The 26,908-nt window shown below is 73.8% G+C and carries 2 protein-coding genes (1 of these 2 only partly in view); both read left to right on the top strand.

Annotated features, from left to right (window positions below; translation table 11 throughout):
* Positions 1-12,005, top strand: the 3' portion of a protein-coding gene (locus ACSMXO_RS25565; protein ID WP_455414091.1) for a type I polyketide synthase. 3,649 nt of this gene lie to the left of the window's left edge; only the last 12,005 of its 15,654 coding nucleotides appear in the window; its start codon lies beyond the left edge, outside the window; its stop codon occupies positions 12,003-12,005.
* A complete protein-coding gene (locus ACSMXO_RS25560) occupies positions 12,005-26,908 on the top strand; it encodes a type I polyketide synthase (protein ID WP_455414090.1) in 14,904 nt (4,967 codons plus the stop codon). The genes ACSMXO_RS25565 and ACSMXO_RS25560 overlap by 1 nt, the downstream gene beginning before the upstream one ends.

Below are 26,908 nucleotides of genomic sequence, written 5' to 3'. Positions count from 1 at the left end.
ACCAGATGCCGGCGGCGCTCGGCGTCGACAGCATCTACGAGGTCGACTGGCCGGTACTGGCAACCCTCTCCGGCGCGCTGCACGGCGGGTGGGCGGCGCTCGGCCCGGTGGGCGAGGACCCGGACACGGAGCCGTCCGGCGACGTCGTGGCGTACCACGACCTGCCGGCACTGGGCGCGGCGGTCGATGCCGGGCGGGCCGTGCCGGACCACGTCCTGGCCGTCCTGCCGGACCCTGGCGCGGATCTCCGCGCCGGGGTCCGCTCGGCGACACACCACGCGCTGGAGCTGATCCAGAGCTGGCTGGCCGACGAGCGTTTCGCCGGATCCCGGCTGGTAATCGTGACCCGGTCGGCGGTGTACGCCGGTGCGGACGACGGGCCGCCGTCACCGGCACTCGCCGCGGTGTGGGGACTGGCCCGCTCCGCCCAGGCGGAGAGCCCCGACCGGGTGATCCTCGTTGACGTGGACGGCACGCCGGAGTCCGACCGGGCGATCACGGCCGCGGTCGCCACCGGCGAGCCGCAGCTCGCGATCCGCGCCGGTGTCGTCCACACGCCCCGGCTCCGACGGGTGACCGCGTCGCCCGATCCGTCCACTCTCGATCCGGCCACTGCCGATCCGGACGGCACGGTGCTGGTCACGGGCGCCAGCGGGATGCTGGGCGGCCTGGTCGCCCGCCGACTGGTGAGCCACCACGGGGTACGCCACCTGCTGCTGGCCAGTCGACGCGGAGCCGATGCCGACGGCGCCGCCGAACTCGTGGCCGCGCTGTCCGCCGAGGGCGCGACCGTGAGTGTGGTCGCCTGCGACGTCTCCGATCGCAGCGCGGTGGCCGGTCTGCTGGACCGGATTCCTCAGGCGCACCCGCTGACCATGGTCGTGCACACCGCCGGCGTACTCGACGACGGCGTGCTGTCGGCGCTCACCCCCCAACGCGTCGACGCTGTCCTCGGCGCGAAGGTGGACGGCGCGATCCACCTGCACGAGCTGACCCGGGACCACGAACTCGCGGCGTTCGTGCTGTTCTCCTCCGCCGCCGCCACGCTCGGAAGCCCCGGCCAGGGCAACTACGCGTCGGCCAACGCGTTCCTGGACGCCCTGGCGCTGCACCGTCGACGGCTCGGTCTGACGGGAACCTCGGTGGCCTGGGGACCGTGGACGGCCACCGGCGGGATGCTCGGCCAGGTTTCCCCGGCCGACCTGGTGAGGATGGGGCGGGCCGGCCTCGTCCCGTTCGACACGGAGCAGGGACTGGCGCGGTTCGACGCCGTACTGGCGCTTCCTGTGCCGGTACCGGTGCCGGTGCGGCTGGATCTGGTGCGGCTGCGCGAGATCGCCGCGAGCATCGGTGTACCGGAGATCCTCCGCCGGCTGGTCGGCACCCCCGTACGCCGGACCGCCGCCACCGACGGCGGGCGCGGCTCCCTCGCGGCGCGGCTCGTCGGACTGCCCGACACCGAGCAGCGCCGGACCGTGCTCGAGTTGGTACGCGAGCAGGCGGCGCGGACACTCGGCCACCCGTCCGGGGACCTGATCGACGCCGACCGTGCCTTCCGGGAACTCGGGTTCGACTCGCTGACCGGCATCGAACTGCGCAACCGGCTCGGCGCCAGCACCGGTCTGCGGCTGCCGGCCACCCTCGTCTTCGACTACCCGCTGCCGGCCACGCTCGCGGACCACCTGCTCTCCCTGCTGGTCAGCGGCGACACGGCGCCGGCAACGGGCGCGCGGCGGATCCTCGCCGGGTCCGACGACCCGATCGCCATCGTCGGTGTGGCCTGCCGCTACCCGGGTGGGATCAGCTCGCCCGACGAGTTCTGGCGCGCCCTCGCCGAGGGTCGCGACAGCATCTCGCCGTTTCCCACCGACCGAGGCTGGAACGTCGAAACGCTCTACCACCCGGATCCGGACAACCCAGGCACCAGCTACACCCGCGAGGGTGGCTTCCTGCACGACGCCGCCCGGTTCGACCCGGACTTCTTCGGTATCTCGCCGCGCGAGGCCCAGGCGATGGACCCGCAGCAACGGCTGCTGCTGGAGACGTCGTGGGAGACCTTCGAGCTGGCCGGCATCGACCCGACCACGGTACGCGGCAGCCGGTGCGGCGTGTTCACGGGTGTGATGTACCACGACCACACCGTCCGGCTGCGGGACGCGCCCGAGAGCGTCGCCGCCCATCTCGGCATCGGCAGTGCGGGCAGCCTCATGTCCGGCCGGGTCGCCTACACGTTCGGGTTGGAGGGGCCGGCGATCACGGTCGACACGGCCTGCTCGTCGTCGCTCGTCGCCCTGCACTGGGCGGCCCAGGCGCTCCGCCAGGGGGAGTGCGACCTGGCGCTGGCCGGCGGCGTGACGGTGATGTCGACACCGGGAACATTTGTCGACTTCAGCCGCCAGCGCGGACTCTCCGCCGACGGCCGCTGCAAGTCCTTCGCCGCCGGTGCGGACGGCACCGGCTGGGCCGAGGGCGTGGGCATGCTGTTGGTGGAGCGGCTGTCCGACGCGCGGCGCAACGGCCACAGCGTACTCGCCGTCATCCGGGGCAGCGCGGTCAATTCCGACGGAGCGTCGAACGGGCTGACCGCACCGAACGGGCCAGCCCAACAGCGGGTCATCCGGGCGGCGCTGGACACCGCGGGACTGACCGCGGCCGACGTCGACGTGGTCGAGGCGCACGGTACCGGCACCACGCTGGGCGACCCGATCGAGGCGCAGGCGATCCTCGCGACGTACGGCCAGGACCGGCCGGCGGACCGCCCGCTGTGGCTCGGCTCGGTCAAGTCGAACATCGGTCACACCCAGGCGGCGGCCGGTGCGGCCGGAGTGATCAAGATGGTGCTGGCCCTGCGGCACGGGGAACTGCCACGGACGCTGCACCTGGACGCGCCGTCGCCGCACGTCGACTGGGACCAGGGCGCGGTGAGCCTGCTCACCGAGGCCCGGCCGTGGCCCGCGAACGGGCGGCCCCGGCGGGCCGGGATCTCGTCGTTCGGGTTCAGCGGCACGAACGCCCACATGATCATCGAGGAGGCGCCGAACGGAGTCGCCCCGGACAACCTCGCCCCGACCGTGCCGGCCGCGTCACCGCTGGCGCCCGTACCGGTGCCGATCTCGGCCGCGTCCGGGGCCGCGCTGCGCGCGCAGGCCGACCGGCTGCGTGCCCACCTGTCGCAGCTCCCGGCGGTCGGCGCCGTGGACGCCGGCTATTCCGCTGCCACCACCCGGGCCGCGCTGCGCCAACGGGCGGTCGTCGTGGCGCACGACCGCGACGAACTGCTCGCCGGGCTGGCCGCGACCACGGCCGGCGAGCCCGCCCGATCGGTGGTACGCGGCGAGGTGACGTCCGGCCGGCTCGCGTTCCTGTTCACCGGTCAGGGATCGCAGCGCCCGAGGATGGGCCACGAGCTGTACGAGCGCTACCCGGTCTTCGCGGACGCGTTCGACGAGGTGGCCGCCGCGTTCGCCCCGCACCTCGACGTACCGCTGGAGCACGTGGTGTTCGGGCCCGACCCGGACGGACGGCTGAACCGCACCGGCTACACCCAGGTCGCGCTGTTCGCCCTCGAGGTAGCGCTGTGCCGGCTGCTGGAACGGTGGGGCGTACGGCCGGACGTGGTCATGGGCCACTCGCTCGGCGAACTGACCGCAGCGTACGTCGCCGGGGTCTGGTCACTGGGGGACGCGTGCCGGCTGGTGGCGGCACGCGGCGCACTGATGCAGGCGTTGCCGACCGGCGGCGCGATGGTCGCCGTCCGGGCCACCGAGGCGGAGATCGCGCCGCTGCTCACCGCCGCGTCCGATGCGGTGGGCGTCACGTCCGGTGCGGCGAGCATGGCGTCCGGTGCGATGGGCGTCGCATCCGGTGTGGTGGGCGTGGCGGCGGTCAACGGACCCGACTCGGTCGTCCTCTCCGGCGACGAGGAGGCCGTACTGGCGGTCGCCGCCGAGATCGCGGGGTGGGGGCGCGAGACGAAACGCCTCTCGGTCAACCACGCCTTCCACTCGAGCCGGATGGACGAGATCGCCGAGGAGTTCGGCCGGGTCTGCGACTCGGTGACCTACCACCCGCCGCGCATTCCGGTGGTGTCCAACCTGACCGGTCGGCTGGCGACCGCCGACGAGCTGTGCGGTTCCGGGTACTGGGTGCGGCACGTACGGGAGGCGGTGCTGTTCTGCGACGGCGTCCGCGAGCTGGCGGCCGACGACGTGACGACGTTCCTGGAGATCGGCCCCGACGCCGTCCTGACCACGATGGGCGAGGACTGCCTGTCCGACGCGGTGGACAGCGAACCGGCCACCGTCTTCGTCCCGGCGCTACGGGCGGGCCACCCCGAGCCCGACACCCTCGTGACCGCGCTGGCGAACCTGCACGTGCGGGGCATACCGGTCGACTGGGAGGGGACCTTCGCCGGCTCCGGTGCCCGCCGAGTGCCGCTGCCCACGTACGCGTTCGAGCGGGAACGCTACTGGGCGGAGACGCCACCCGACCGGCGTGACGCCGGAACCCTCGGTCTCGGCGGTATCGACCACCCGGTCCTGGCTGCCGTCACGGAGCTGCCGGAATCGGGCGGCCACCTGTTCACCGGCCGGATCTCGCTGGACACCCACCCGTGGCTGGCCGACCACGCCGTACTCGGCGTCGTGCTGCTGCCCGGCTCGGCGTTCGTCGACCTCGCGCTGACCGCCGGGGAGCAGGTCGGCTGCCCGGTAGTGGACGAGCTGACCGTGCACGAGCCGCTTCCGCTGTCCGGTGAGGGTCGGGTGCGGGTGCAGGTCGGCGTCGGTGCGCCGGACGGGTCCGGCCGGCGGTCGGCGACGGTGTACGCCCGGGACGCCGGCGACGAGGACGGGCAGTGGCGGCGCCACGCGACAGGTGTGCTCTCTCCGGCCGCGCTCCAGTCGGACTTCGACCTCGGTGAATGGCCTCCGGCCGGGGCGCTCGCCGTAGACCTAAACGACGCCTACGAGACGCTCGCCGACGCCGGGCTCGGCTACGGTCCGACGTTCCAGGGACTGCGGGCGGCGTGGCGCCGGGGCGACGAGATCCTCGCCGAGGTCCGGCTCCCCGACGAGTTGCACGCCGACGCAGCCCGGTACCGGGTACACCCGGCGCTGCTGGACGCGGCGCTGCACGCGCTCGGCTTGACCGGTTCCGACGCCGATGGGCGTGGCCTGCCGTTCGCGTGGAACGGTGTGGCGTTGCACGCCGCCGGCGGCGCCGACGTCCGGGTACTGCTCAAGCCGGCCGAATCGGCGGACGCGGTGACGGTGCTGCTGGCCGACGCCGCCGGTCGACCGGTCGTGGCCGTACGCGCACTCGACTTCCGCCCCGTCCCCGCCGAGCAGGTCGGCCGCTTCGGCGGTGCGGACCGCGATCCGCTGTACCTGCTGCGCTGGGTCGCGGCGCCGCAACCGCTCACGAGTCGGCCGGTACCGGCGGTGGCCGTGCTCGACGACGACCACCTCGGCATCGGTCCGGCACTCCGGTCGGCCGGTGTGGAGGTCGCCTCGTACGGCGGTCTCGGTGCCCCGGCGGACCGCCCGGTACCGGAACTCGTGGTGGCGAGCCTCCCGCCTTGCGACGCGGGTGACGGTGGGATGGCCGGCGAGGCGCGGCGAGCCGTCGCCGCCGCGCTCACTCTGGTGCAGGACTGGCTGGCGGACGAACGGTACGCCGGTGCGCGACTCGTCCTGGCGAGCCGGGGAGCGGCGAGTGCCACCGCCGCCGACGCGACCGATCCGGCGGCTGGAACTGATCTGGCGGCTGCGGCCGTGGCGGGTCTCGTGCGGTCGGCGCAGGCCGAGCACCCGGGCCGGTTCGTCCTGCTCGACCTCGACCGGCCTGGTACCGGGGCGGACACGGACGGACCCGGTCCCGGCCTGCCCGAAGCGATCAGTGCGGCGGCCAGCGGCGACGAGCCACAACTGGCGGTCCGCGCGGGCGTCGTCATGGTGCCCCGGCTGGCCCGGATGATCCCGGACGGGCAACCGGTTGTCACCGACCTCGATCCGACGGGCACCGTGCTGGTGACCGGCGCGAGCGGGATGCTCGGCGGGCTGCTGGCCAGGCATCTGGTGGTCGAGTGTGGCGTCCGCCACCTGCTGCTGGTCAGCCGCCGGGGCCAGGCCGCCGCCGGTCTTGCCGAACTCGGGGCGGAGTTGCGCGCGGCCGGTGCGGTCGTGGCGACGGCGGCGTGCGACGTCGCCGACCGCGACGCACTGGCGGAGCTGCTGGCGTCCGTACCGGCCGAGCACCCGCTGACCGGCGTGGTGCACACGGCCGGGGTGCTCGACGACGGGCTCATCGCCGCGTTGACCCCGGCCCGACTCGACCGGGTGCTGCGGCCGAAGGTGGACGCCGCCTGGCACCTGCACGAGCTGACCGAAGGTCTGGACCTGCGCACGTTCGTACTGTTCTCCTCCTTCGTCGGAGTGCTCGGCGGAGCCGGGCAGGCCAACTACGCAGCGGCCAACGCGTTCCTGGACGCACTGGCCCGGCACCGACAGGCCACCGGTCGGCCGGCGCAATCGCTGGCCTGGGGCCTGTGGGACGGCGAGGGCGGGATGGCCGGCAGTCTCGGCGCCACCGACCGGCGCCGCATGGCCCGTGCCGGTGTCCTGCCGATACGTCCGGAACAGGGACTGCGGCTGTTCGACCGGGCCCGATCGGCCGCCGAGCCACTGGTGGTCGCGGCCCGGCTGGACACCGCAGTACTCCGGGCCCAGGCGCGTGCCGGCCTCCTGCCGGCGGTGCTCCAGAATCTCGTACCCGCCCCGCGCCGCCTGCCCGCCGCCACCACGCCCGGCTCAGACCTCACCCGGCGACTGGCCGTCCTCTCCGCGCCCGAGGGCGCCGACCTGCTGCTCGCACTGGTACGCCAGGAGGTGGCCGAGGTCCTCGGCCAGCCGTCCGCCGCAGCGGTCGGCGCGACCCGGGCGTTCAAGGATCTCGGCTTCGACTCGCTTGCCGGAGTCGAGTTGCGCAACCGGCTGCGGGCCGCGACCGGGCTGCGCTTGGCCGCCACGGTCACCTTCGACCACCCGACTCCGCAGGCCCTCGCCGACCTGCTGTACGCGGAGTTGGCGGGCCGTGCCGACGTACCGGCCGCACCGGCCGCACCGACGTCCGCCTCCCACGAGCCGATCGCGATCGTCGGCATCGGCTGCCGGTTCCCGGGCGGGGTGGACAGTCCGGAGGGGCTGTGGCAGCTCGTGACGAGCGGGATTGACGCCATCTCCGGGTTCCCCACGGACCGGGGTTGGGACCTGCGGACGCTGTACGACCCGGATCCCGAGAGGCACGGCGCCAGCTACACCGCCCAGGGCGGCTTCCTGCACGACGCGGCGCTGTTCGACGCGGCGCTGTTCGGCATCTCACCGCGTGAGGCGCTGGCGATGGACCCCCAGCAGCGGCTGTTGCTGGAGACGAGCTGGGAGGCGCTGGAGCGGGCCGGCATCGACCCGCTGTCGGTACGGGGTACCCGCACCGGCGTCTTCGCCGGCGTCATGTACCACGACTACGCGTCCTGGGCCGACGGGTTGCCGGGCGACCTGGAGGGCTACCTGACCACTGGCACGTCGGGCAGCATCGCCTCCGGGCGGGTCGCGTACGCGCTGGGCCTGGAGGGTCCGGCCCTGTCGCTCGACACTGCCTGCTCGTCGTCGCTGGTCGCCATCGACCTCGCCGTACGGGCGCTGCGCGAGGGGACCTGTGGGCTGGCCCTGGCCGGTGGGGTGACCGTGATGGCGACCCCGGCGGCATTCGTCGCGCTGTCCCGTCAACGGGCGCTGTCGCCGGACGGCCGGTGCAAGGCGTTCGCCGCGGGCGCCGACGGCACCGGCTTCGCCGAGGGCGCCGGCGTGGTACTGCTGGAACGGCTGTCCGACGCCGAGCGCAACGGGCGGACGGTGCTCGCGCTCATCCGCGGGTCGGCGGTCAACCAGGACGGCGCGAGCAACGGACTGACGGCGCCGCACGGACCGTCGCAGCAGCGGGTGATCCGGCAGGCGCTCGCCGACGCCCGGCTGTCGCCGGCCGATGTCGACGCCGTCGAGGCGCACGGCACCGGTACCGCCCTCGGGGACCCCATCGAGGCGCAGGCGCTGATGGCCACCTACGGGGCGGATCGGCCCGCCGGCAATCCGCTCTGGCTGGGGTCGGTGAAGTCCAACCTGGGGCACACGCAGGCCGCGGCGGGCGTCGCCGGTGTGATCAAGATGGTGATGGCGATGCGGCACAGCGATCTGCCGCCGACGCTCCACGTGGACGAGCCGTCGCCGCACGTCGACTGGTCCGGCGGAGGCGTGCGCCTGCTCACCGAGGCGGTGCCGTGGCCGACCCGTGGCCGGCCGCGCCGGGCGGCCGTCTCGTCGTTCGGCATCAGCGGCACCAACGCCCACCTGATTCTCGAACAGGTTCCCGAGCCGTCGGCGCGCGCGGCCGAGTGGACAGCTCAGTCGTCGACCGGTTCCGCCGGGCAGGCAGCTGGCGGTCCCACCCTCGCCTGGGCGCTGTCGGCAGGCGGTGAGGACGGCCTACGCGCACAGGCCGCCCGGCTGGCGGAGCACCTGGGCGCGCATCCCGACGCGCAGGACGGTGACGTCGGGTACTCGCTCGCGACCACCAGGGCGTCACTCGACCACCGGGCGGTCGTCGTCGCCGCCGACCGGGAGACGTTCCGGACCGGGCTGGATGCGATCGCCACGGCGGCACCGGTCGCGCACGTGGTACGCGGCGTGGCCGGTGGTACCGCCAGGCCGGTGTTCGTCTTTCCCGGTCAGGGCTCCGAGTGGCCAGGCATGGGCGATGAGCTGTGGCACACGTCGGCACCGTTCCGCGACCAGCTCGTCGCCTGTGACGAGGCGTTCGCCGCCCACGTCGACTGGTCCGTGGCGGACGTGGTGCGAGGCACGGCCGGGGCGGCACCGCTGGACCGGGTGGACGTCAAGCAGCCGGCACTGTTCTCGACCATGGTGTCGCTGGCCGCCGTCTGGCAGTCGTACGGAGTGGAGCCGGCCGCGGTCATCGGGCACAGCCAGGGCGAGATCGCCGCCGCCTACGTGGCCGGCGCGCTGTCGCTCGACGACGCCGCCCGGATCGTGGCGACCCGCAGCCGGGCCTGGAGAGAACTGGCCGGTCGGGGCGCAATGGTGGCCGTGCAGTCGCCGGTCGGGCGGGTGCGGCAGTGGTTGGAACCGTGGCGTGACGTGCTCTCCGTCGCGGCCGTCAACGGACCCGCCTCCTGCGCGGTGGCCGGCGACCCGGCCGCCTGCGACGAGTTCGTCGAGGCCTGCGTCGCCGAGGGGGTCCAGGTCCGGCGTATCCCGGGTGTCGACACGGCCGGACACACGCCACAGGTGGACGTCTTCCGTGAGCGCCTGCTCGACGAGTTGGCACCTGTGACGCCACGCCCGTCCCGGGTCCCGTTCTACTCGACGGTGACCGGCGCACTGTTCGACACCGCCGGCCTGGACGCCGACTACTGGTACCGGAACATGCGCGAGACGGTGGCGTTCGAGCCGGCGACCCGTGCCGTCCTGGCCACCACAGCCGGAGTGTTCATCGAGGTCAACCCGCATCCGGTGCTCACTGCGTCCCTTCAGCAGATCTTCGACGACACCGATGCGGGGGGCACCTCGGTGGGCACCCTGCGCCGCGACGAGGGCGGCCCGACGCGCGTGACGACGTCGCTGGCCGAGGCATGGGTTCGCGGCGTACCGGTGGACTGGCGGCGGGCGTACGGCCCGACCGATCGCCGAGTCGACCTGCCGACGTACGCGTTCCAGCGCCAGCGCTACTGGCTGGACCGGCCGACCGGGGAACCGACCATTGCTGAGGACCCGGTCGAGGCGCGATTCTGGGCCGCTGTCGAGCGCGGTGACCCGGTCGAGGTGGCGGGGACGTTGGCACCCGACGGCGCCGTACCGGCGGCGGACCTGCTGAAGCCGGTGATGCCGATGCTCGCAACGTGGCGGCGGAGTCGCCGGGACATGTCCACGGTGGACTCCTGGCGGTACCGGGTGGAGTGGAAGCCCCTGCCGGAGCCGTCCCCGGCGGTGTCGCCGGGCACCTGGCTGGTGGTGGTGCCCGACGGGAACGGACGGCAGGAGGCCGAGCCGTACCTCGACGGACTGCGCCGCCGGGGTGCCGAGGTGGAGGTGCTGGAGCTGTCCGAGGCCGGCGCCGACCACACGGCGATCCGGGAGTGGCTGCGGTACGCGGCACCGGACGGGACTCCGGTCGCGGGCGTGCTGTCCATGTTGGGGTTCGACGAATCGCCGTCGGTCGACCGGCCGACCCTCTCCCGTGCGCTCGCGCTGACCGTGACCCTGGTACAGGCGCTGGTCGGGTCGACGGTGGAGGCACCGGTCTGGGTCGCGACCCGGGCTGCGGTCAGCCTCGGCCCGGTCGACCCGCTGGCCGACCCGAACGGTTCGATGATCTGGGGCCTCGGCCGGGTCGCCGCGCTGGAGTTCCCGAAACGCTGGGGCGGGCTCGTCGACCTGCCCCGCGACCACGACGACCGCGCGATCGCCCGGTTCGTGGCCCTGCTCGCCGGCACCGGCGGCGAGGACCAGGTCGCGATACGCGACGCCGGCCTGTACGGGCGCCGGCTGCTGCCCGCACCGTTGGCCGGCGCACGGCCCGTGGGCACCTGGCGACCACGCGGCACGGTGCTGGTCACCGGTGGCACCGGTGCGGTCGGCGGGCACGTGGCACGTTGGCTCGCCCGGGCCGGCGCGGAACACCTGGTGCTCACCAGCAGGCGTGGCGACGCGGCTGCCGGGGCCGCCGAACTGGCCGCCGAGCTGACCGAGATCGGCGCCAGGGTCACCATCGCCGCGTGCGACGTCGCCGACCGCGGCGCCCTCGCCGACCTGCTGGCCACGGTACCGGCGGACCTCCCGCTGACCGCGGTGGTGCACGCCGCCGGCCTGGGCTGGCAGGCCGAGCTGGCCGACACCGGCCTCGACGAGTTCGCCGCCGTGATGGAGGCCAAGGTCGAGGGCGCCCGACACCTCGACGCCCTGCTCGACAGCGTCGAACTGGACGCGTTCGTGCTGTTCTCGTCCGGTGCCGCCAGTTGGGGCAGCGCCCGGCAGGGCCCCTACGCCGTGGCGAACACGTTCCTCGACGCGTTGGCCGAGGCGCGACGCGCCCGTGGTCGTACCGCCACCTCCGTCGCCTGGGGCAACTGGGGCGGCGGGGGGATGCTCGACCGGGCCACCGAGGAGACGTTCCGCCGAGGCGGCGTCCGGCTGATGGACCCCGCGCTCGCCGTACGCGCACTGCGCTGTGCAGTGGAGCACGACGAGACCACGGTCACCGTCACGGACATGGACTGGGAGCGGTTCGCCCCGGCGTTCACGATCGCCCGGCCCAGCCCGCTGATCGGGGACATCCCGGCCGTCGTTCGGGCCCTGCAGGACCCGGGTACGGAACGGTCCGGCACCGACGGGGAACAGCCCGCGCTCCAGCGGCGGCTGGCTGGCCTGACCTCCGTCGAACAGGACAGCATGCTGCTGGAGCTGGTACGCCAGAACGTCGCCGCCGTCCTCGGCCATCCCGACACGGACCGAGTCGGGCGGGTGAAGCCGTTCAAGGACATCGGGTTCGAGTCGCTGACGGCGGTCGAGCTGCGCAACCGCCTCAACGACGCCACCGGGCTGCGGTTACCGGCGACGCTGGCGTTCGACCATCCCACGCCGGCCGCGGTCGCGGCGTACCTGCGGACCGAACTGCTGACCGCTGGTGAACCGGCGATGACCTACGACGCCGAGGAGGAGCCGGTCCGGCGTGCGCTGGCGTCGATCCCACTCGAACGGCTGCGCGCGTCGGGGTTGATGGACGAGCTGCTGAAGCTGACCGGTGCCACGCCGACGGCACCGGAGCAGCCGGTCGCCGACCGCAGCGGCGCGATCCAGGCGATGGACGTACAGGACCTGATCAGGATGGCGATGGTCGACAGCGACGCGCCGCCGGCACGCGAGTCGGGGAGTTGATGGTGGAGACATCTTCGGAACAGCTTGTTACGGCCCTGCGGGCGTCGCTGCTGGAGAACGAACGCCTCCGGCAGAAGAACGAGCGGCTCACCGAGGTGGCCACCGAGCCGGTCGCCGTCGTCGGAATGGCGTGCCGGCTGCCCGGCGGGGTCACCTCGCCGGAGGACCTGTGGCACCTGGTTGCCGACGGCGTCGACGCGATCGGTCCGTTCCCGACCGAGCGCGGCTGGGATCTGGCGGCCACCTACGACCCCGACCGCAGCCGCCCGAACACCTCCTATGTACAGGTCGGTGGTTTTTTGCAGGACGCGGGCGACTTCGACGCGGAGTTCTTCGGGATCTCGCCACGCGAGGCACTGTCGATGGACCCGCAGCAGCGGCTGCTGCTGGAGACGTCGTGGGAGGCCATCGAGCGGGCCAGCATCAACCCGGCGGCACTGCGCGGCCGGCGCGTCGGCGTGTACGTCGGCACCACCGGCCAGGACTACCTCCAACTGCTGATGGCGGCCGCCGGCGAGGAGTCCGAGGGCTTCGTGCTCACCGGCAGTTCCGCCAGCGTGCTGTCCGGCCGGATTGCCTACACCCTGGGCCTGGAGGGCCCGGCGGTCACGCTGGACACCGCGTGCTCGTCGTCGCTGGTCGCGGTGCACCTGGCCGCCCAGGCGCTCAAGCTTCAGAACTGCTCGCTCGCGCTGGCCGGCGGTGTCACCGTCATGTCGACGCCCGGACCGTTCATCGAGACGTCGAAGCAGCGTGGGCTGTCGCCGAGCGGCCGGTGCCGGGCCTTCGCGTCGGCGGCGGACGGAACCGGCTTCGCCGAGGGCGTCGGCATGGTCCTCCTGGAGCGGCTCTCCGACGCCCGACGCAACGGCCATCCGGTGCTCGCCGTCATCCGTGGTTCAGCGATCAACCAGGACGGCGCGTCAAACGGGCTGGCCGCCCCGAGCGGCCCGGCCCAGCAGCGGGTGATCCGGCAGGCGCTGGCCAACGCGGGGCTGGTGACGAGCGACGTGGACCTCGTCGAGGCGCACGGCACCGCCACCACCCTGGGCGACCCGATCGAGGCGCAGGCCGTGCTCGCCACGTACGGTCAGGAGCGACCGGCCGACCAGCCGCTGTGGCTGGGCTCGCTGAAGTCCAACATCGGACACACCCAGGGCGCGGCGGGGGTTTCCGGCTTCATCAAGGTCGTGCAGGCCCTGCGTCACGGTGTCCTGCCGCAAACCCTGCACGTCGACGAGCCGACGCCGCACGTGGCGTGGTCGAGTGGGAACGTCCGACTGCTGACCGAGCCCCGGCCGTGGCCGGACCTCGCCCGACCGCGCCGGGCCGGCGTGTCCGGCTTCGGGATCAGCGGGACGAACGCGCACGTCGTCCTGGAACAGGCACCTCCGGACCCGGCCCCGCGCAGGCGCGCCCTGGACGACGGCGACGACCTGGTCGCGGGGACGGCACCGTGGGTGGTTTCGGCAGACTCCGACGAGGCGCTGCGCGCCCAGGCCACCCGGCTGCGCGGGTACCTTGCCGACCGTCCCGAACTGTCGCCCGTCGACGTGGGGTTCTCGCTCGCCACGACCCGGGCCGCCCGGCCGCACCGGGCGGCGTTACTGGGTACGACCCGCGACGAGCTCCTGGCCAGCCTCGACGCGCTCGCCGCCGGGCAGCCGTCGACCGGCCTGTTCCGAGGTGTCGGCGGCGCCGACGGCAAGGTCGTGTTCGTGTTCCCCGGACAGGGTTCGCAGTGGCCGGAGATGGGCCGCGAGCTCATGGACTCCTCGGCGGTGTTCCGGGACAGCGTGCGGGCGTGCGCGGAGGCCCTGGAGCCGTACCTGGACTGGGCGGTGGAGCCGGTCGTGCGTGGGCTGCCCGGGGCTGCGGATCTGGATCGGGTCGACGTGAAGCAGCCGGTGCTGTTCACGATGATGGTGTCGCTGGCGGCGCTGTGGCACGCCCACGGCGTCCAGCCGGCGGCCGTGGTCGGCCACTCGCAGGGCGAGGTGGCGGCCGGGTACGTGGCCGGTGCCCTGTCCCTGGACGACGCCGCCCGGATCATCGCGCGGCGCAGCCAGGCGTGGCTCGAGCTGACCGGCCGCGGCGCGATGGTGTCCGTACAGACGCGGGCGGACCGGGTACGGGAGAAGCTCGAACCCTGGCGTGACAGGCTGGCCGTGGCGGCGGTCAACGGGCCGGGCTCGTGTGCGGTGTCCGGAGAGGCGGCGGCCTGCGCCGAGTTCCTCGCCGAGTGCACGGCGGACGGGCTACGGGCCCGGCAGATCCCGGGCGTGGACACCGCCGGGCACTCGCCGCAGGTCGAGATGCTGCGGGACCGGCTGCTGGCCGACCTCGCACCGGTGTCTCCGCGGGCCGCGACGGTCCCGTTCTACTCCACGGTCACCGGTGCGGTGATCGACACCACGACGTTGGACGCGGACTACTGGTACCGCAACATGCGCGACACCGTGGAGTTCGAGTCCGCCACCCGCGCCCTGCTCGTCGACGGCCACCGGTGCTTCGTCGAGGTCAGCCCGCATCCGCTGCTCGCGTCGTCGTTACAGGAGACGTTCGACGACAACCCGGACGAGGCCGGCGCCGCACCGGTGGCCATCGGCACGCTGCGGCGGGACGAGGGCGGCCCGCAGCGTTTCGTCAGCTCGCTCGCAGAGGCGTACACGCACGGGGTCGACGTGGACTGGGACCGCGTCTTCGCCGGCTCGCGGGCGGTCACTGTGGACCTGCCGACGTACGCCTTCCAACGGCGCCGGTACTGGCTCGACACGGCGGGCCGGGTCGGCGACGTGTCGTCGGCGGGGCTGGTGGCCGCAGGGCACCCGCTGCTGGCCGCCGCGGTCGAGCTTCCCGGGTCCGGCGGCGTGCTGCTGTCCGGGCGGTTCTCGACGGCTTCACACGGCTGGCTCGCCGACCACGCCCTCGGCGACCAGGTGCTGTTCGCCGGCGCGGGCTTCGTGGAGCTGGCGCTGCGGGCCGGTGACGAGGTCGGTTGCGGGCACGTTGAGGAGCTGGTCCTGGAGGCCCCGCTGCTGCTGTCTTCCGGGCAGGCGGTCCGAATCCAGGTGCTGGTCGGCGTACCCGACGACGCGGGTCTCCGTCCGGTCAGCGTGTACTCGCTGCCGGACGGAGCCGACGACGGTCTGCCGTGGACCCGACACGCGGTCGGTACGCTCGTCGCCGACCCGGCATCGGAACCGGTCGACCTTGAGGTGTGGCCGCCGGCCGGCAGCGAACCGGTGGCTCTGGACGACTTCTACGCGCGTGCGGCCGACGCCGGCCTGGTCTACGGTTCCACCTTCCAGGGACTCCGGGCGGCCTGGCGACGCGGCGACGAGGTGTTCGCCGAGGTCGCGCTTCCGGAGAGCGCCGCCGGCGCCGCCTTCGGCGTCCATCCCGCCCTGCTGGACGCCGCGTTGCACGCCACCGGCCTCGGCTCCTTCTTCGCCGACACCGGAGCGGTTCGGCTGCCGTTCGAATGGCGCGGCGTGACGCTCCACGCCGCGCAGGCCACCCGGTTGCGCGTCGCGCTGCGGCCCGCGGGGGCGGACGCCGTGTCGCTCGTCGCGGTGGACGGGGCCGGTCTTCCCGTCGTCACGGTCGAGTCGCTGGCGTTCCGGCCGGTCGGTGCGCAGGGGGCCGCCGGCTCGGTGGCCACGATTGGCAACAGTCTCTTCCGGGTCTGTTGGACACCGCTGACCAGCGCGCCGCCGGCCGAACCGCCGCCGGCCCGGTGGGGCTGGCTCGCCGGGCCGCCGGACCTGTCCGGTCCGGTGCCGGCCGTCGAGACGTTTGCGGACCTCGCGGCGTTGGCGGCGAGGGACGCCGGGACCCCGGTGCCGGACGTGATCATGGTACCGCTGACCGCCGACCCCGTCATCGACAGTGGGGCCGGCGATGGCGAGCTGCCGGCACGGGTGCGGACCATGACCGGGCGCGCGCTGGAGTTGGTGCGGGCGTGGATCGCCGACGAGCGGTTCGGGGCGGCGAAACTGATGGTCGTCACGCGGGGTGCGGTACCGACCGGGGACGGCGGGGACGTCACCGACCTGGCGGTATCGGCTGTCTGGGGATTGGTGCGCACGGCGCAGAACGAGCATCCGGACCGATTCCTGCTCCTGGACACCGACGGTGCCATCCCGTCGTCGGTCGCCGACGCCGTCGCCGCCGGCGAGTCGCAGCTCGTCGTACGCGACGGTGTGGTGCTCGTACCCCGGCTCGCCCGTCGGCCGGTCACCGGTGATTCGGCCACCACCAGACCGGTCTGGAATTCCGACGGCACCGTGCTGATCACCGGCGCCACCGGGACGGTCGGAGCGGTGATCGCCGAACACCTGGTGGTCGAGCACCGGGTGCGGCACCTGCTGCTGGCCAGCCGGCGCGGCGCCGCCACGGCGGGCGCTGCCGCCCTGCGCGCGCGGCTGGTGGAACTGGGCGCCGAGGTGACGGTGGCCGCCTGCGACGTCAGCGACCGGGACGCACTCGCGGCTCTGCTCGACGCCGTTCCCGACGCGCATCCGCTGACCGGGATCATCCACGGCGCGGTCGTCCTGGACGACGGTGTGCTCGAGGCGCTCACCCCGGAGCGGATCGACACCGTACTGGCACCGAAGGTCGACGCGGCGTGGCACCTGCACGAGCTGACCCGTGACCGGCAACTGTCGGCGTTCGTACTGTTCTCGTCGGCGTCGGGCATCCTCGGCCGGGGCGGGCAGGCCAACTACGCGGCCGCGAACGCCTTCCTCGACGCGCTGGCCCAGCACCGTCGCAGCCGGGGACTGACCGCGACCTCGATGGCGTGGGGGCCCTGGTCCGGCGCCGCGGGGACGCTCACCCAACTCGACGAGGTGGGTCGGGCGCGGATGGCGCAGAACGGTGTCACCGGGCTGTCCGCCCGTGACGGCGCGGCCCTGTTCGACGCCGCGCTCGTGGCAGACGAGCCGCTGCTGCTGTCCATGCTGTGGCACCCGGCCGTCGCCGCCGACACGGCCCGGGGCCAGGTACCCGTGCTGCTGCGGGGCCTCGTCCGGGGCCCGGCGCGGCGGCGCGCCGCCGCCAGCTCCGGCGACGGGTCGGACCTGTTGCGCCGGCTCGCCGGCATGACTGAGCCGGACCAGCACAACCTGCTGCTGGAACTGGTACGGGCCGAGGCAGCCGCGGTCCTCGGGTACCCGTCGCCGGGCGGGCTCGTGGTCAGCAGGGCGTTCAGGGAACTCGGATTCGACTCGCTCACTGCGGTGGAGTTGCGTAACGCGCTGAAGAACGCCACCGGCCTGCGGCTACCGGCCACTCTGGTCTTCGACTACCCGAACCCGCTGGTGCTGGCCCGGTTCCTGCGCGACGAACTGGTGGGCAGGGCGGCGGCGCTGGACGCCCCGGTGCCGGTTGCCTCCCGGCCGGCGGGGCACCCCGACGAGCCGATCGCGATCATCGCGATGAGCTGCCGGTACCCCGGTGGCGTCGACTCGCCCGAGGATCTGTGGCGGCTGGTGGCCGACGAGGCCGACGTGATCTCAGGGTTGCCGGTGGACCGGGGCTGGGACGTCGACACGCTGTACGACCCGGACCCCGACCGCCCGGGTACGACCTATGCCCGCGAGGGTGGGTTCCTCGACACGGTGGGTGACTTCGACGCGGCGTTCTTCGGTCTGTCGCCGCGTGAGGCGGTTGCCACGGATCCGCAGCAGCGGCTGCTGCTGGAGGCCTCGTGGGAGGTCGTCGAGCGCGCCGGGATCGATCCGACGACGCTGCGGGGCACCGATACGGGTGTCTTCACCGGCGTGCTCTACCAGGACTACGGCACGTTGTTCGCCAGTTCGGCGAGCCAGACCGACGGCTACCTCGGTACCGGAGTCGCCGGCAGCGTCGTGTCCGGCCGGGTCGCGTACACGCTGGGGCTGGAAGGTCCGGCGGTGACGGTCGACACGGCCTGCTCCTCGTCGCTGGTGGCGCTGCACCTGGCGGGACAGGCACTGCGCAACGGGGACTGCTCACTCGCGTTGGCCTCCGGCGTGACGGTGATGGCGACGCCGACGATGTTCGTCGACTTCGCCCGGCAACGGGGGCTCGCACCGGACGGCCGGTGCAAGCCGTTCGCGGCGTCGGCCGACGGCATCGGGCTGTCCGAGGGCGTGGGCGTGCTCCTCGTCGAGCGGCTGTCGGACGCCCGGCGCAACGGGCATCCGGTGCTGGCGGTGATCCGTGGATCGGCGGTCAACCAGGACGGCGCGTCGAACGGGCTGACCGCGCCGAACGGCCCCGCGCAGCAGCGGGTGATCCGTCGGGCGCTGGCGTCGGCACGACTGGCACCGGCCGACGTCGACGTGGTGGAGGCGCACGGCACGGGTACCACGCTGGGCGACCCGATCGAGGCACAGGCCCTGATCGCCGCGTACGGGCAGGACCGGCCGGTCGACCGGCCGCTGTGGCTCGGCTCGGTGAAGTCGAACATCGGGCACACTCAAGGGGCGTCAGGCATGGCCGGCGTGATCAAGATGGTGCAGGCGATGCGGCACCGGATCCTGCCTCGCACCCTGCACGTCGACCTGCCGACGGCACAGGTGGATTGGTCCGACGGTGCGGTCGAGCTGCTGACCGAGGCGCGACCGTGGACCGTACCCGACCGGCCCCGCCGGGCCGGCGTCTCGTCGTTCGGCGTCAGCGGGACGAACGCCCACGTGATCCTCGAAGAGGTGCCGATCGGCGAAGACGACCGACCCGAGGTCCTCACAGAGGATGACGCCCAGGGGTCCGGACCGATCGCCTGGGTCCTCTCCGGCCGGTCACCGGCGGCACTCGCCGGGCAGGCCCGTCGGCTGCTGTCGCACCTGGAGGCCAATCCCGGGCTGTCCGACCACGACGTGGCGTACTCGCTGGCCGCCTCGCGGGCGCGGTTCGAGCACCGCGCGGTCGTGACGGCCGCCGACCGGGCGGACCTGCTGGCCGGACTGGGGGCCGCCGCGGCCGACCGGAGCGCCACCGGACTGGTTAGGGGAGTCGCCGAGGGAACGGGACGCCCCGCCTTCGTGTTCCCAGGGCAGGGTTCGCAGTGGGTGGGGATGGCCGCCGAGCTGCTCGACACCGAGCCGGTGTTCGCCGCGAGGCTCCGGGAGTGCGCGGACGCCCTGGCGCCGCTGGTGGACTGGTCGTTGGAGGACGTGCTACGGGCGCTGCCCGGAGCCGCGTCGCTGGACCGGGTCGACGTGGTACAGCCGGCGCTGTGGGCGGTGATGGTGTCGCTGGCGGAATTGTGGCGGTCCTGCGGCGTGGAGCCGGCGGCCGTCGTCGGGCACTCCCAGGGTGAGATCGCGGCGGTGGTGGTGGCCGGCGGGTTGTCGTTGACGGATGGCGCGCGCGTGGTGGCGCTACGTAGTCGCCTGCTGTGCAGCCTCTCGGGGCACGGCGGCATGGGTTCGGTGGCGGTACCGCACGACGCGGTGGCGGAGCGGATCCGACCATGGGGCGAGCGGCTGTCGCTGGCGGCGGTGAACGGCCCGTCGTCGGTGGTGGTGTCGGGCGATCCCGAGGCGTTGGACACGCTGCTCGCCGGGTACGTCAACGAAGGGGTGCGGGCACGCCGGATCGCGGTGGACTACGCGTCACACTCGGCCCAGGTGGACGGGGTCCGCGATGATCTGTTCGCGGCGCTGTCCGGGCTGTCCCCCCGGTCGTCGTCGGTGCCGTTCCACTCGACCGTGACCGGTGGCCCGGTCGACACCGCGGCCCTGGACGCCGAGTACTGGTTCCGCAACCTCCGCCAAACCGTGGAGTTTCACCATGCGGTGCGGGGCATGCTGGCCGCCGGCTACGACGCGTACATCGAGGTCAGTCCGCATCCGGTGCTGACAGTTGTCATGCAGGACACGATCGAGGCGACCGGGCTGGGCGCGGTCGCGGTCGGTACCCTCCGTCGTGGCGAGGGCGGTACGACCCGGTTCCTCACCTCGCTCGCCGAGGCGTGGGCCCACGGGGTAGCGGTGGACTGGGCGTCCCGGTTCACCGCCGCGCGGCGGGTCGAACTGCCCACGTACGCGTTCCAACGGCGACGGTACTGGTTGGAAATAGGATCCGGCGCCACCCGCCCCGGTGCGGACGGCGCGCGGGACGATGGCGACGGCGGGTTCTGGGCGGCAGTCGAGCGCGCCGACCTGGCAGAGGTCGCCCAGACGTTGGAGCTGGCGGACGCGGCGGAGTTGGCGCCGGTCCTGCCGGCGCTGTCGTCGTGGCGCCGCCGCCGGCGTACCCGGGCGACGACTGACTCGTGGCGGTACCGGATGACCTGGAAGCCGGTGCACGCGCCGCCCGGCAACGGGCTGTCCGGGACCTGGCTCCTGGTGACGCCGCCGGAGACAGCCGGGGACGGCCAGCCGGCGGCTGCCGGTACCGGAACCACGACCCGGGAGACCGTGCAGACGTGTGAACGGGCGCTGCGGGCCGCCGGAGCGGAGGTGATCCGGCTGGAAGTGACGGGCACGGACCGGGACGATACGGTCGAGCGACTGCGCGCGCTGCTCGCCGACGTACCGGAGCCGGCCGGGGTGCTGTCGTTGCTGGCCTGGGCCGGACCGGGTAAGGAACCGACGCCGTCGGCGGCGGTGTTCGCCCGGACCGAGGCTCTCGCCGGGGCCCTCGACGAGGCCGGTGTGGCGGCGCCACTGTGGGTGGCGACCAGGCACGCGGTGAGCGTCGGTCGGTCCGACCAGCCGGTCGACGTGGAGCAGGCAGCCGTCTGGGGGCTGGCGGTGACGTCCACGTCGCGGCCGCCGCAGCGGTGGGGTGGCCTGGTGGACACCCCCGCGGTGCTCACCGAGCGCGCCGCGACCCGGCTGGCCGGCGTGCTGGCCGGAGGCGAGGACCAGGTCGCGCTGCGCGACTCGGCGATCCACGTCCGGCGCCTGGTTCCAGCGCCAGAGGTGGACACCCGGGACGGGGACGCCCGCCCGGCGGACACCCGGGGTGGTGACGAGTGGACGCCACGCGGCACCGTGCTCGTCGTCGGCGACGCGACGGGCGCCGGGGCGGAGGTGGTGCGGTGGCTCGCCGGTACCGGTGTGGACCTGGTCCTGGCCGGCCACGGCGACCAGGAGGCGGCAACGGCGTTGGCGGCCCGGCTCACCGCCGCCGGCGCGACGGTGAACGTGGGAGCCGCCGAGCTGACCGACCGCGACGGGGTTGCGGCACTGCTCGCGGCCGTCCCGGCGGAGCGCCCGCTGACCGCGCTCGTCCAGATCCTCGACGCCGGTCACGGTGCCGAGCGGCGGGCCGCGACGGCGACCGCTGCGGGGCACCTGGACGAACTGCTGGCAGGCGAGATGTTGGACACCGTCGTGACGATCTCGACCGGTGCCGGGATGTTCGGTGCCCGGGCCGGGCGCTCGGTGGACGATCTGGCCCGGCCGGAGGGCCGACCACCGGCGGAGGCCTACCTGGAGGCGTTGGTACAACGTCGCCGGTCGCGCGGCCTCGCGGCGACCCGGCTCTGGCTGGGCAACCTGGCCGACGTCGCCTCGACCGGGGACGCGCCGCCCGCGCGAGCCCTGCGGCCGATGCCGACGGAGCTGGTGATGGCCATGGTGTCGCGGGCGGTGGCACGCGGTGAGACCTCGCTCGTCATCGCCGACGTCGAGTGGGAACAGCTGCTGGCCGACCACCCGGCCCTGGGTACGGCTCCGCTGTTGGGTGACGTCTCCGAGGTCGTACGGATCCGGACCAGCGGCGACCAGGTGTCCGAGCCGGCCACACTGTCGACCTTCCGGCGGAACCTGCTCGACCAGCCACCGGCGGATCGCGCGGCCGCCCTGCTGGACCTGGTCCGCGTCGAGGCGGGCGTGGTACTCGGACATCCGTCCCCCGAGACGATCGGGACGACCAGGCCGTTCCGTGAACTCGGGTTCGACTCACTGACCGCCGTGGAACTGCGCAACCGGATCGGCGCCGCGACCGGCCTGCGGCTGCCGGCCGCACTGGTCTTCGATCACCCCACCCCGGTCGAGCTCGCCGGGTACCTGCGCGGCGAGATCGAGGGGACGGCCAGTGACCCGGGTACGCCCACACCGTCACCCGTCCCCACCGCAGCCGAACCCATTGCGATCGTCGCGATGAGTTGCCGGTACCCGGGTGGTGTGCGCGACCCGGAAGCGCTGTGGAGCCTGGTGGCCGGAGGCGTCGACGCGATCGGACCGTTCCCCACGGATCGGGGATGGGACCTGGACCGGCTGTACGACAGTGACCCGGACCGGCCCGGCACCTCCTACGTACGCGACGGCGGCTTCCTGTACGACGTCGGTGACTTCGACGCCGGCCTGTTCGGCATCTCCCCCCGTGAGGCCGTGGCGATGGACCCCCAGCAGAGGTTGCTGCTGGAAACCTCGTGGGAGGCGCTGGAGCGGGCCGGTATCGGCCCGGACCGCCTGCGCGGCAGCCAGACCGGGGTGTTCGTCGGTGCCGGCGCCCAGGACTACGGCATGCTGGCGTCGGCCGCGAGCGAGGGCTACGCGCTGACCGGCAACGTGGCGAGCGTGCTGTCCGGACGTGTCGCCTACGCGTTCGGGCTGGAGGGCCCGGCCGTGACCGTCGACACCGCGTGCTCGTCGTCGCTGGTCGCCCTGCATCTGGCGGTCCAGGCGCTGCGTAACGGCGAGTGCGCACTGGCCCTGGCCGGCGGTGTCACGGTCATCGCTACGCCGGGCGCGTTCGTCGAGTTCTCCCGGCAACGCGGGCTGGCCCCGGACGGGCGCTGCAAGTCGTTCTCCGGTTCGGCCGACGGTACGGCCTGGTCGGAGGGCGTGGGCATGCTGCTGGTGGAGCGGCTGTCGGACGCCCGGCGCAACGGGCACCCGGTGCTGGCGGTCGTCCGAGGTTCGGCGGTCAACTCCGACGGGGCGTCGAACGGGCTCACCGCACCGAACGGCCGGGCGCAGCAGCGCGTGATCCGGCAGGCACTGGCCGCCGCCGGAGTGCGTCCGGCCGAGGTGAGCGTGGTGGAGGCACACGGTACGGGTACCACGCTGGGCGACCCGATCGAGGCGCAGGCCCTGCTGGCGACGTACGGCCGGGACCGTCCGGCGGCGGCGCCGCTCTGGCTCGGCTCGATCAAGTCCAACCTCGGTCACACCGGGGCTGCCGCAGGTGTCGCCGGGATCATCAAGATGGTGCTGGCGATGCACCACCGGGTACTCCCGCCGACGCTGCACGTGACCGAGCCGTCGCCGCACGTGGATTGGACGGCCGGCGCCGTCGAGCTGCTGACCGAGGGGCGCGCGTGGCCGGCGGATCAGCCGCTGCGCGCGGGTGTGTCGTCGTTCGGCATCAGCGGCACGAACGCACACGTCATCCTCGAGGCGGGACCGCCCGCGCACGTCGTCCCCGAGGCGGGGCCGCCCGCGCCGGATCCGTTGGCGGGTGACGCCATGGCGGCCCCTCCGCCGGTGCCGTGGGTGCTCTCCGGCGCGACCGGCACCGCGCTGCGGGAGCAGGCGCGGCGTCTGCATCAGCACGTCGGCAACACACCGGACGCCCGCCCGGTCGACGTCGGGTACTCGCTCGCCAACGCCCGAGCGGCGATGCAGAAGCGTGCCGTCGTGCTCGGCGCGGACCGCGAAGCGCTTCTCGACGGGCTGGCCGCGCTCGGCGACGGCCGCCCCTCTCCCGGTCTGGTGACCGGCACCGTCACGACCGGCCGTCTCGGGTACGTCTTCGCCGGCCAGGGCGCGCAACGGGCGGGCATGGGCCTGCTCGCGTACGACGCGTTTCCGGTCTTCGCCGACGCCTTCGACGCCGCCTGCGCGCAGTTCGACCGGCACCTCGACCGGCCGCTGCGGGATGTCGTCCTCGATCCCGCCGGGGCCACGGATCTGGACCGGACGGTGTTCGCCCAAGCCGGGCTGTTCACCGTGGAGGTCGCGCTGTTCCGGCTGCTGGAGAGCTGGGGCGTCCGGCCCGACGTACTCGTCGGGCACTCGATCGGGGAACTGGCCGCCGCACACGTCGCCGGAGTGTGGTCGTTGGAGGACGCGTGCGCGCTGGTCGCCGCGCGTGGCCGGCTGATGCAGGCACTGCCCGAGGGCGGCGCGATGGTCGCCGTCCAGGCAGCCGAGGAGGAACTGCGGGAGGCACTCGCGGAGCCGGGATGCGGCGTGGACATCGCGGCGGTCAACGGCCCCCGATCGGTCGTGCTCTCCGGCGACGAGGACGAGGTGCTGGCGCTCGCCGCACGGTGGCGGGACCATGGGCGCAAGGTCAAGCGGCTGACCGTCAGCCACGCCTTCCACTCCCGCCGGATCGAGCCGATGCTGGGCGAGTACCGACGGGTGGCGGCCGGCCTGACCCCGTACCCGCCACAGATCACGGTGGTGTCCACCCTGACCGGCGAGCTGGCCGACCCGGAGCAGTTGGGCTCGGCCGACTACTGGGTCCGGCACGCCCGGGACACGGTGCGCTTCCACGACGGCATCCGTACCCTGCACGCCGCAGGCGTCACCACCTTCGTCGAACTGGGCCCGGACGGCGGTCTCACCGCCCAGGGCCAGGAGTGTCTCGACGGCGTCGACGGCGCCCGCCCGGTGTTCGTACCGACCCTGCGCGCCGACAGGCCGGAGCCCGAAGCCGTGCTCACCACGGTCGCGCACCTGTACGTCAACGGCGTCCCGGTCGACCTGGCCGGGGTGTTCGCCGGCACCGGCGCGCGCCAGGTCGCCCTGCCCACGTACGCGTTCCAGCGGCAACGATTCTGGCCGGTCGCCGCCGCGACGGCGGAACCCGTGGCGAGCACCGACGCCGACCCGGTCGACGACGAGTTCTGGGCGGCCGTGGAGCAGGGTGACCTCACGGCCCTCGCGGACACCCTCGGCGTGGTCGGTGACGAGCCGCTGAGCGCCGTGCTGCCGGCGATCTCGTCCTGGCGTCGGGACCGTCGGGACCGGTCCACGATCGACTCCTGGCGCTACCGGCTGACCTGGCGGGCGGTACGACCCACGGAGACGCCGTTGTCCGGCACCTGGCTGCTGGTCGCCCCGCCGCACACACCGGTGGGCTCCTACGCGGACGCCCTCGAGCGGCACGGTGCCGACGTCGTGACGGTGAAGCTGGGCGAGGACCGCGTCGATCGGGCCACCGTGGCCGCACGGCTGCGCCAAGCGCTCGCCGACGGCGTCGAGGTGGCCGGCGTCCTGTCCCTGCTGGCCGTCGACGAGGAGCGGCTGGACACCCATCCGGCGCTGGCGCGTGGGCTCGCGCTGACCGTCCTGCTGGTCCAGGCGTTGGCCGACGAGCGGGTGACCGCGCCGCTGTGGCTCGCGACCCGGGGCGCGGTCGAGGTCGTCCGCCAGGATCCGACGGTCAGCCCGGTCCAGTACCAGATCTGGGGGCTCGGCACGGTGCTGGGCCTGGAGCGGCCCCGGTCCTGGGGCGGGCTGGTCGACCTGCCGCCGGTCCTGTCCGGACCCGCGGGGGCGCTGCTCGCCGGGGTGCTCGCCGACGGCGACGAGGACCAGGTGGCGGTACGCGACTCGGGTGTGTTCGCCCGCCGGATGGTCCGCGCCGTACCCGCCGAGCCCGGATCGGCACGCGACTGGCGGCCGCGCGGCACGGTGCTGGTCACCGGCGGTACCGGCGGGTTGGGCGCGCAGGTGGCCCGCTGGCTGGCCGCCAGGGGAGCCGAGCACCTGGTTCTCGCCAGCCGCCGGGGTGACCGCGCGCCCGGGGTGGCCGATCTGGAGGCGGAACTGCGGTCCGCCGGTACCCGGGTCACGGTCGCCGCGTGCGACGTGTCCGACCGCGAACAGCTCGCGGCACTGCTGGCCGGGCTGCCGGCGGCGGACGCACCGACGGCGGTGGTGCACGCCGCCGGAGTGCCCGGGTACGGGGAACTGATCGGTTCCGACCTGGCCTCGGTGGCGGACGTGCTGGCCGCCAAGGCGGACGGCGCCCGCCACCTCGACGAACTGCTCGGTGACACGCCGCTGGACGCGTTCGTGCTCTTCGCCTCGGGCGCCGGGGTGTGGGGGAGTGCCGGCGCCGGCGCGTACGCCGCCGCCAACGCGTACCTGGACGGACTGGCGCATCGGCGTCGCGCCGAGGGCCTGGCGGCGACCTCGGTGTCGTGGGGAAGCTGGGACACCGGAGGGATGGTCACCGACGAGGCCGCCAAGCTGCTGACCCGGCATGGCATGCGCCTCATGCCGGCGGCGCTGGCGATCGGCGCTCTGCAACAGGCGCTGGACCGGGACGAGTCGGTCCTCACCGTGGCCGACATCGACTGGGAGCGTTTCGTGCCCGGGTACACGCTGGCCCGCCGGCGCCCGCTCATCGACGACCTGGCCGAGGTACGCCAGGTGCTGGAGCGGTCGGGCCCGGTCGAGGCGCGGCCCGAACAGTCGACGCTGCGGCAGCGGCTGGCCGAGCTGACCGAGGTGGAACAGGAGAGCGTCCTGCGCGACCTGGTACACGGGGAGGTGGCGGCCGTCCTGGGCCACGGATCGGCCGCCGAGATCTCCGCAACTCGCCCGTTCACGGATCTCGGTTTCGACTCGCTGACGGCGGTCGAACTGCGTAACCGGATGACCGTGGCAACCGGCCTGTCCCTGCCCGCGGCGCTGGTCTTCGACTACCCCACGCCGGCCGCCCTCACCGGACACCTGCGGTCCCGACTCGTCGCGGACCTGCCGACCGGGCCCGGGGCGGCGCTGCGCGACATCGACAACCTCGACGGGCTGTTGTCCTCGCTCACTCCAGGCGACGACGAGCACGGCCGCGTGGTGGCGCGACTGGAGACACTGCTGGCCAAGCTGACCGCCGTCGCCGGTGCCACCACCGACGACGGTGCGTTCGGAATGCGGCTGGAGTCGGCGACCGACGACGAGATGTTCGACCTCATCGACAACGACCTCGGCGTGCACTGA

Source organism: Plantactinospora sp. DSM 117369 (genome assembly GCF_053764795.1).
The sequence above is the reverse complement of the archived record's forward strand: the minus strand, read 5'-3'. Positions and strand labels throughout refer to the sequence as shown.

Excerpts from the sequence above, each read along its gene's own strand:
- ACSMXO_RS25560 (WP_455414090.1), top strand. The coding sequence starts at position 12,005 with ATGGTGGAGACATCTTCGGAACAGCTTGTTACGGCCCTGCGGGCGTCG.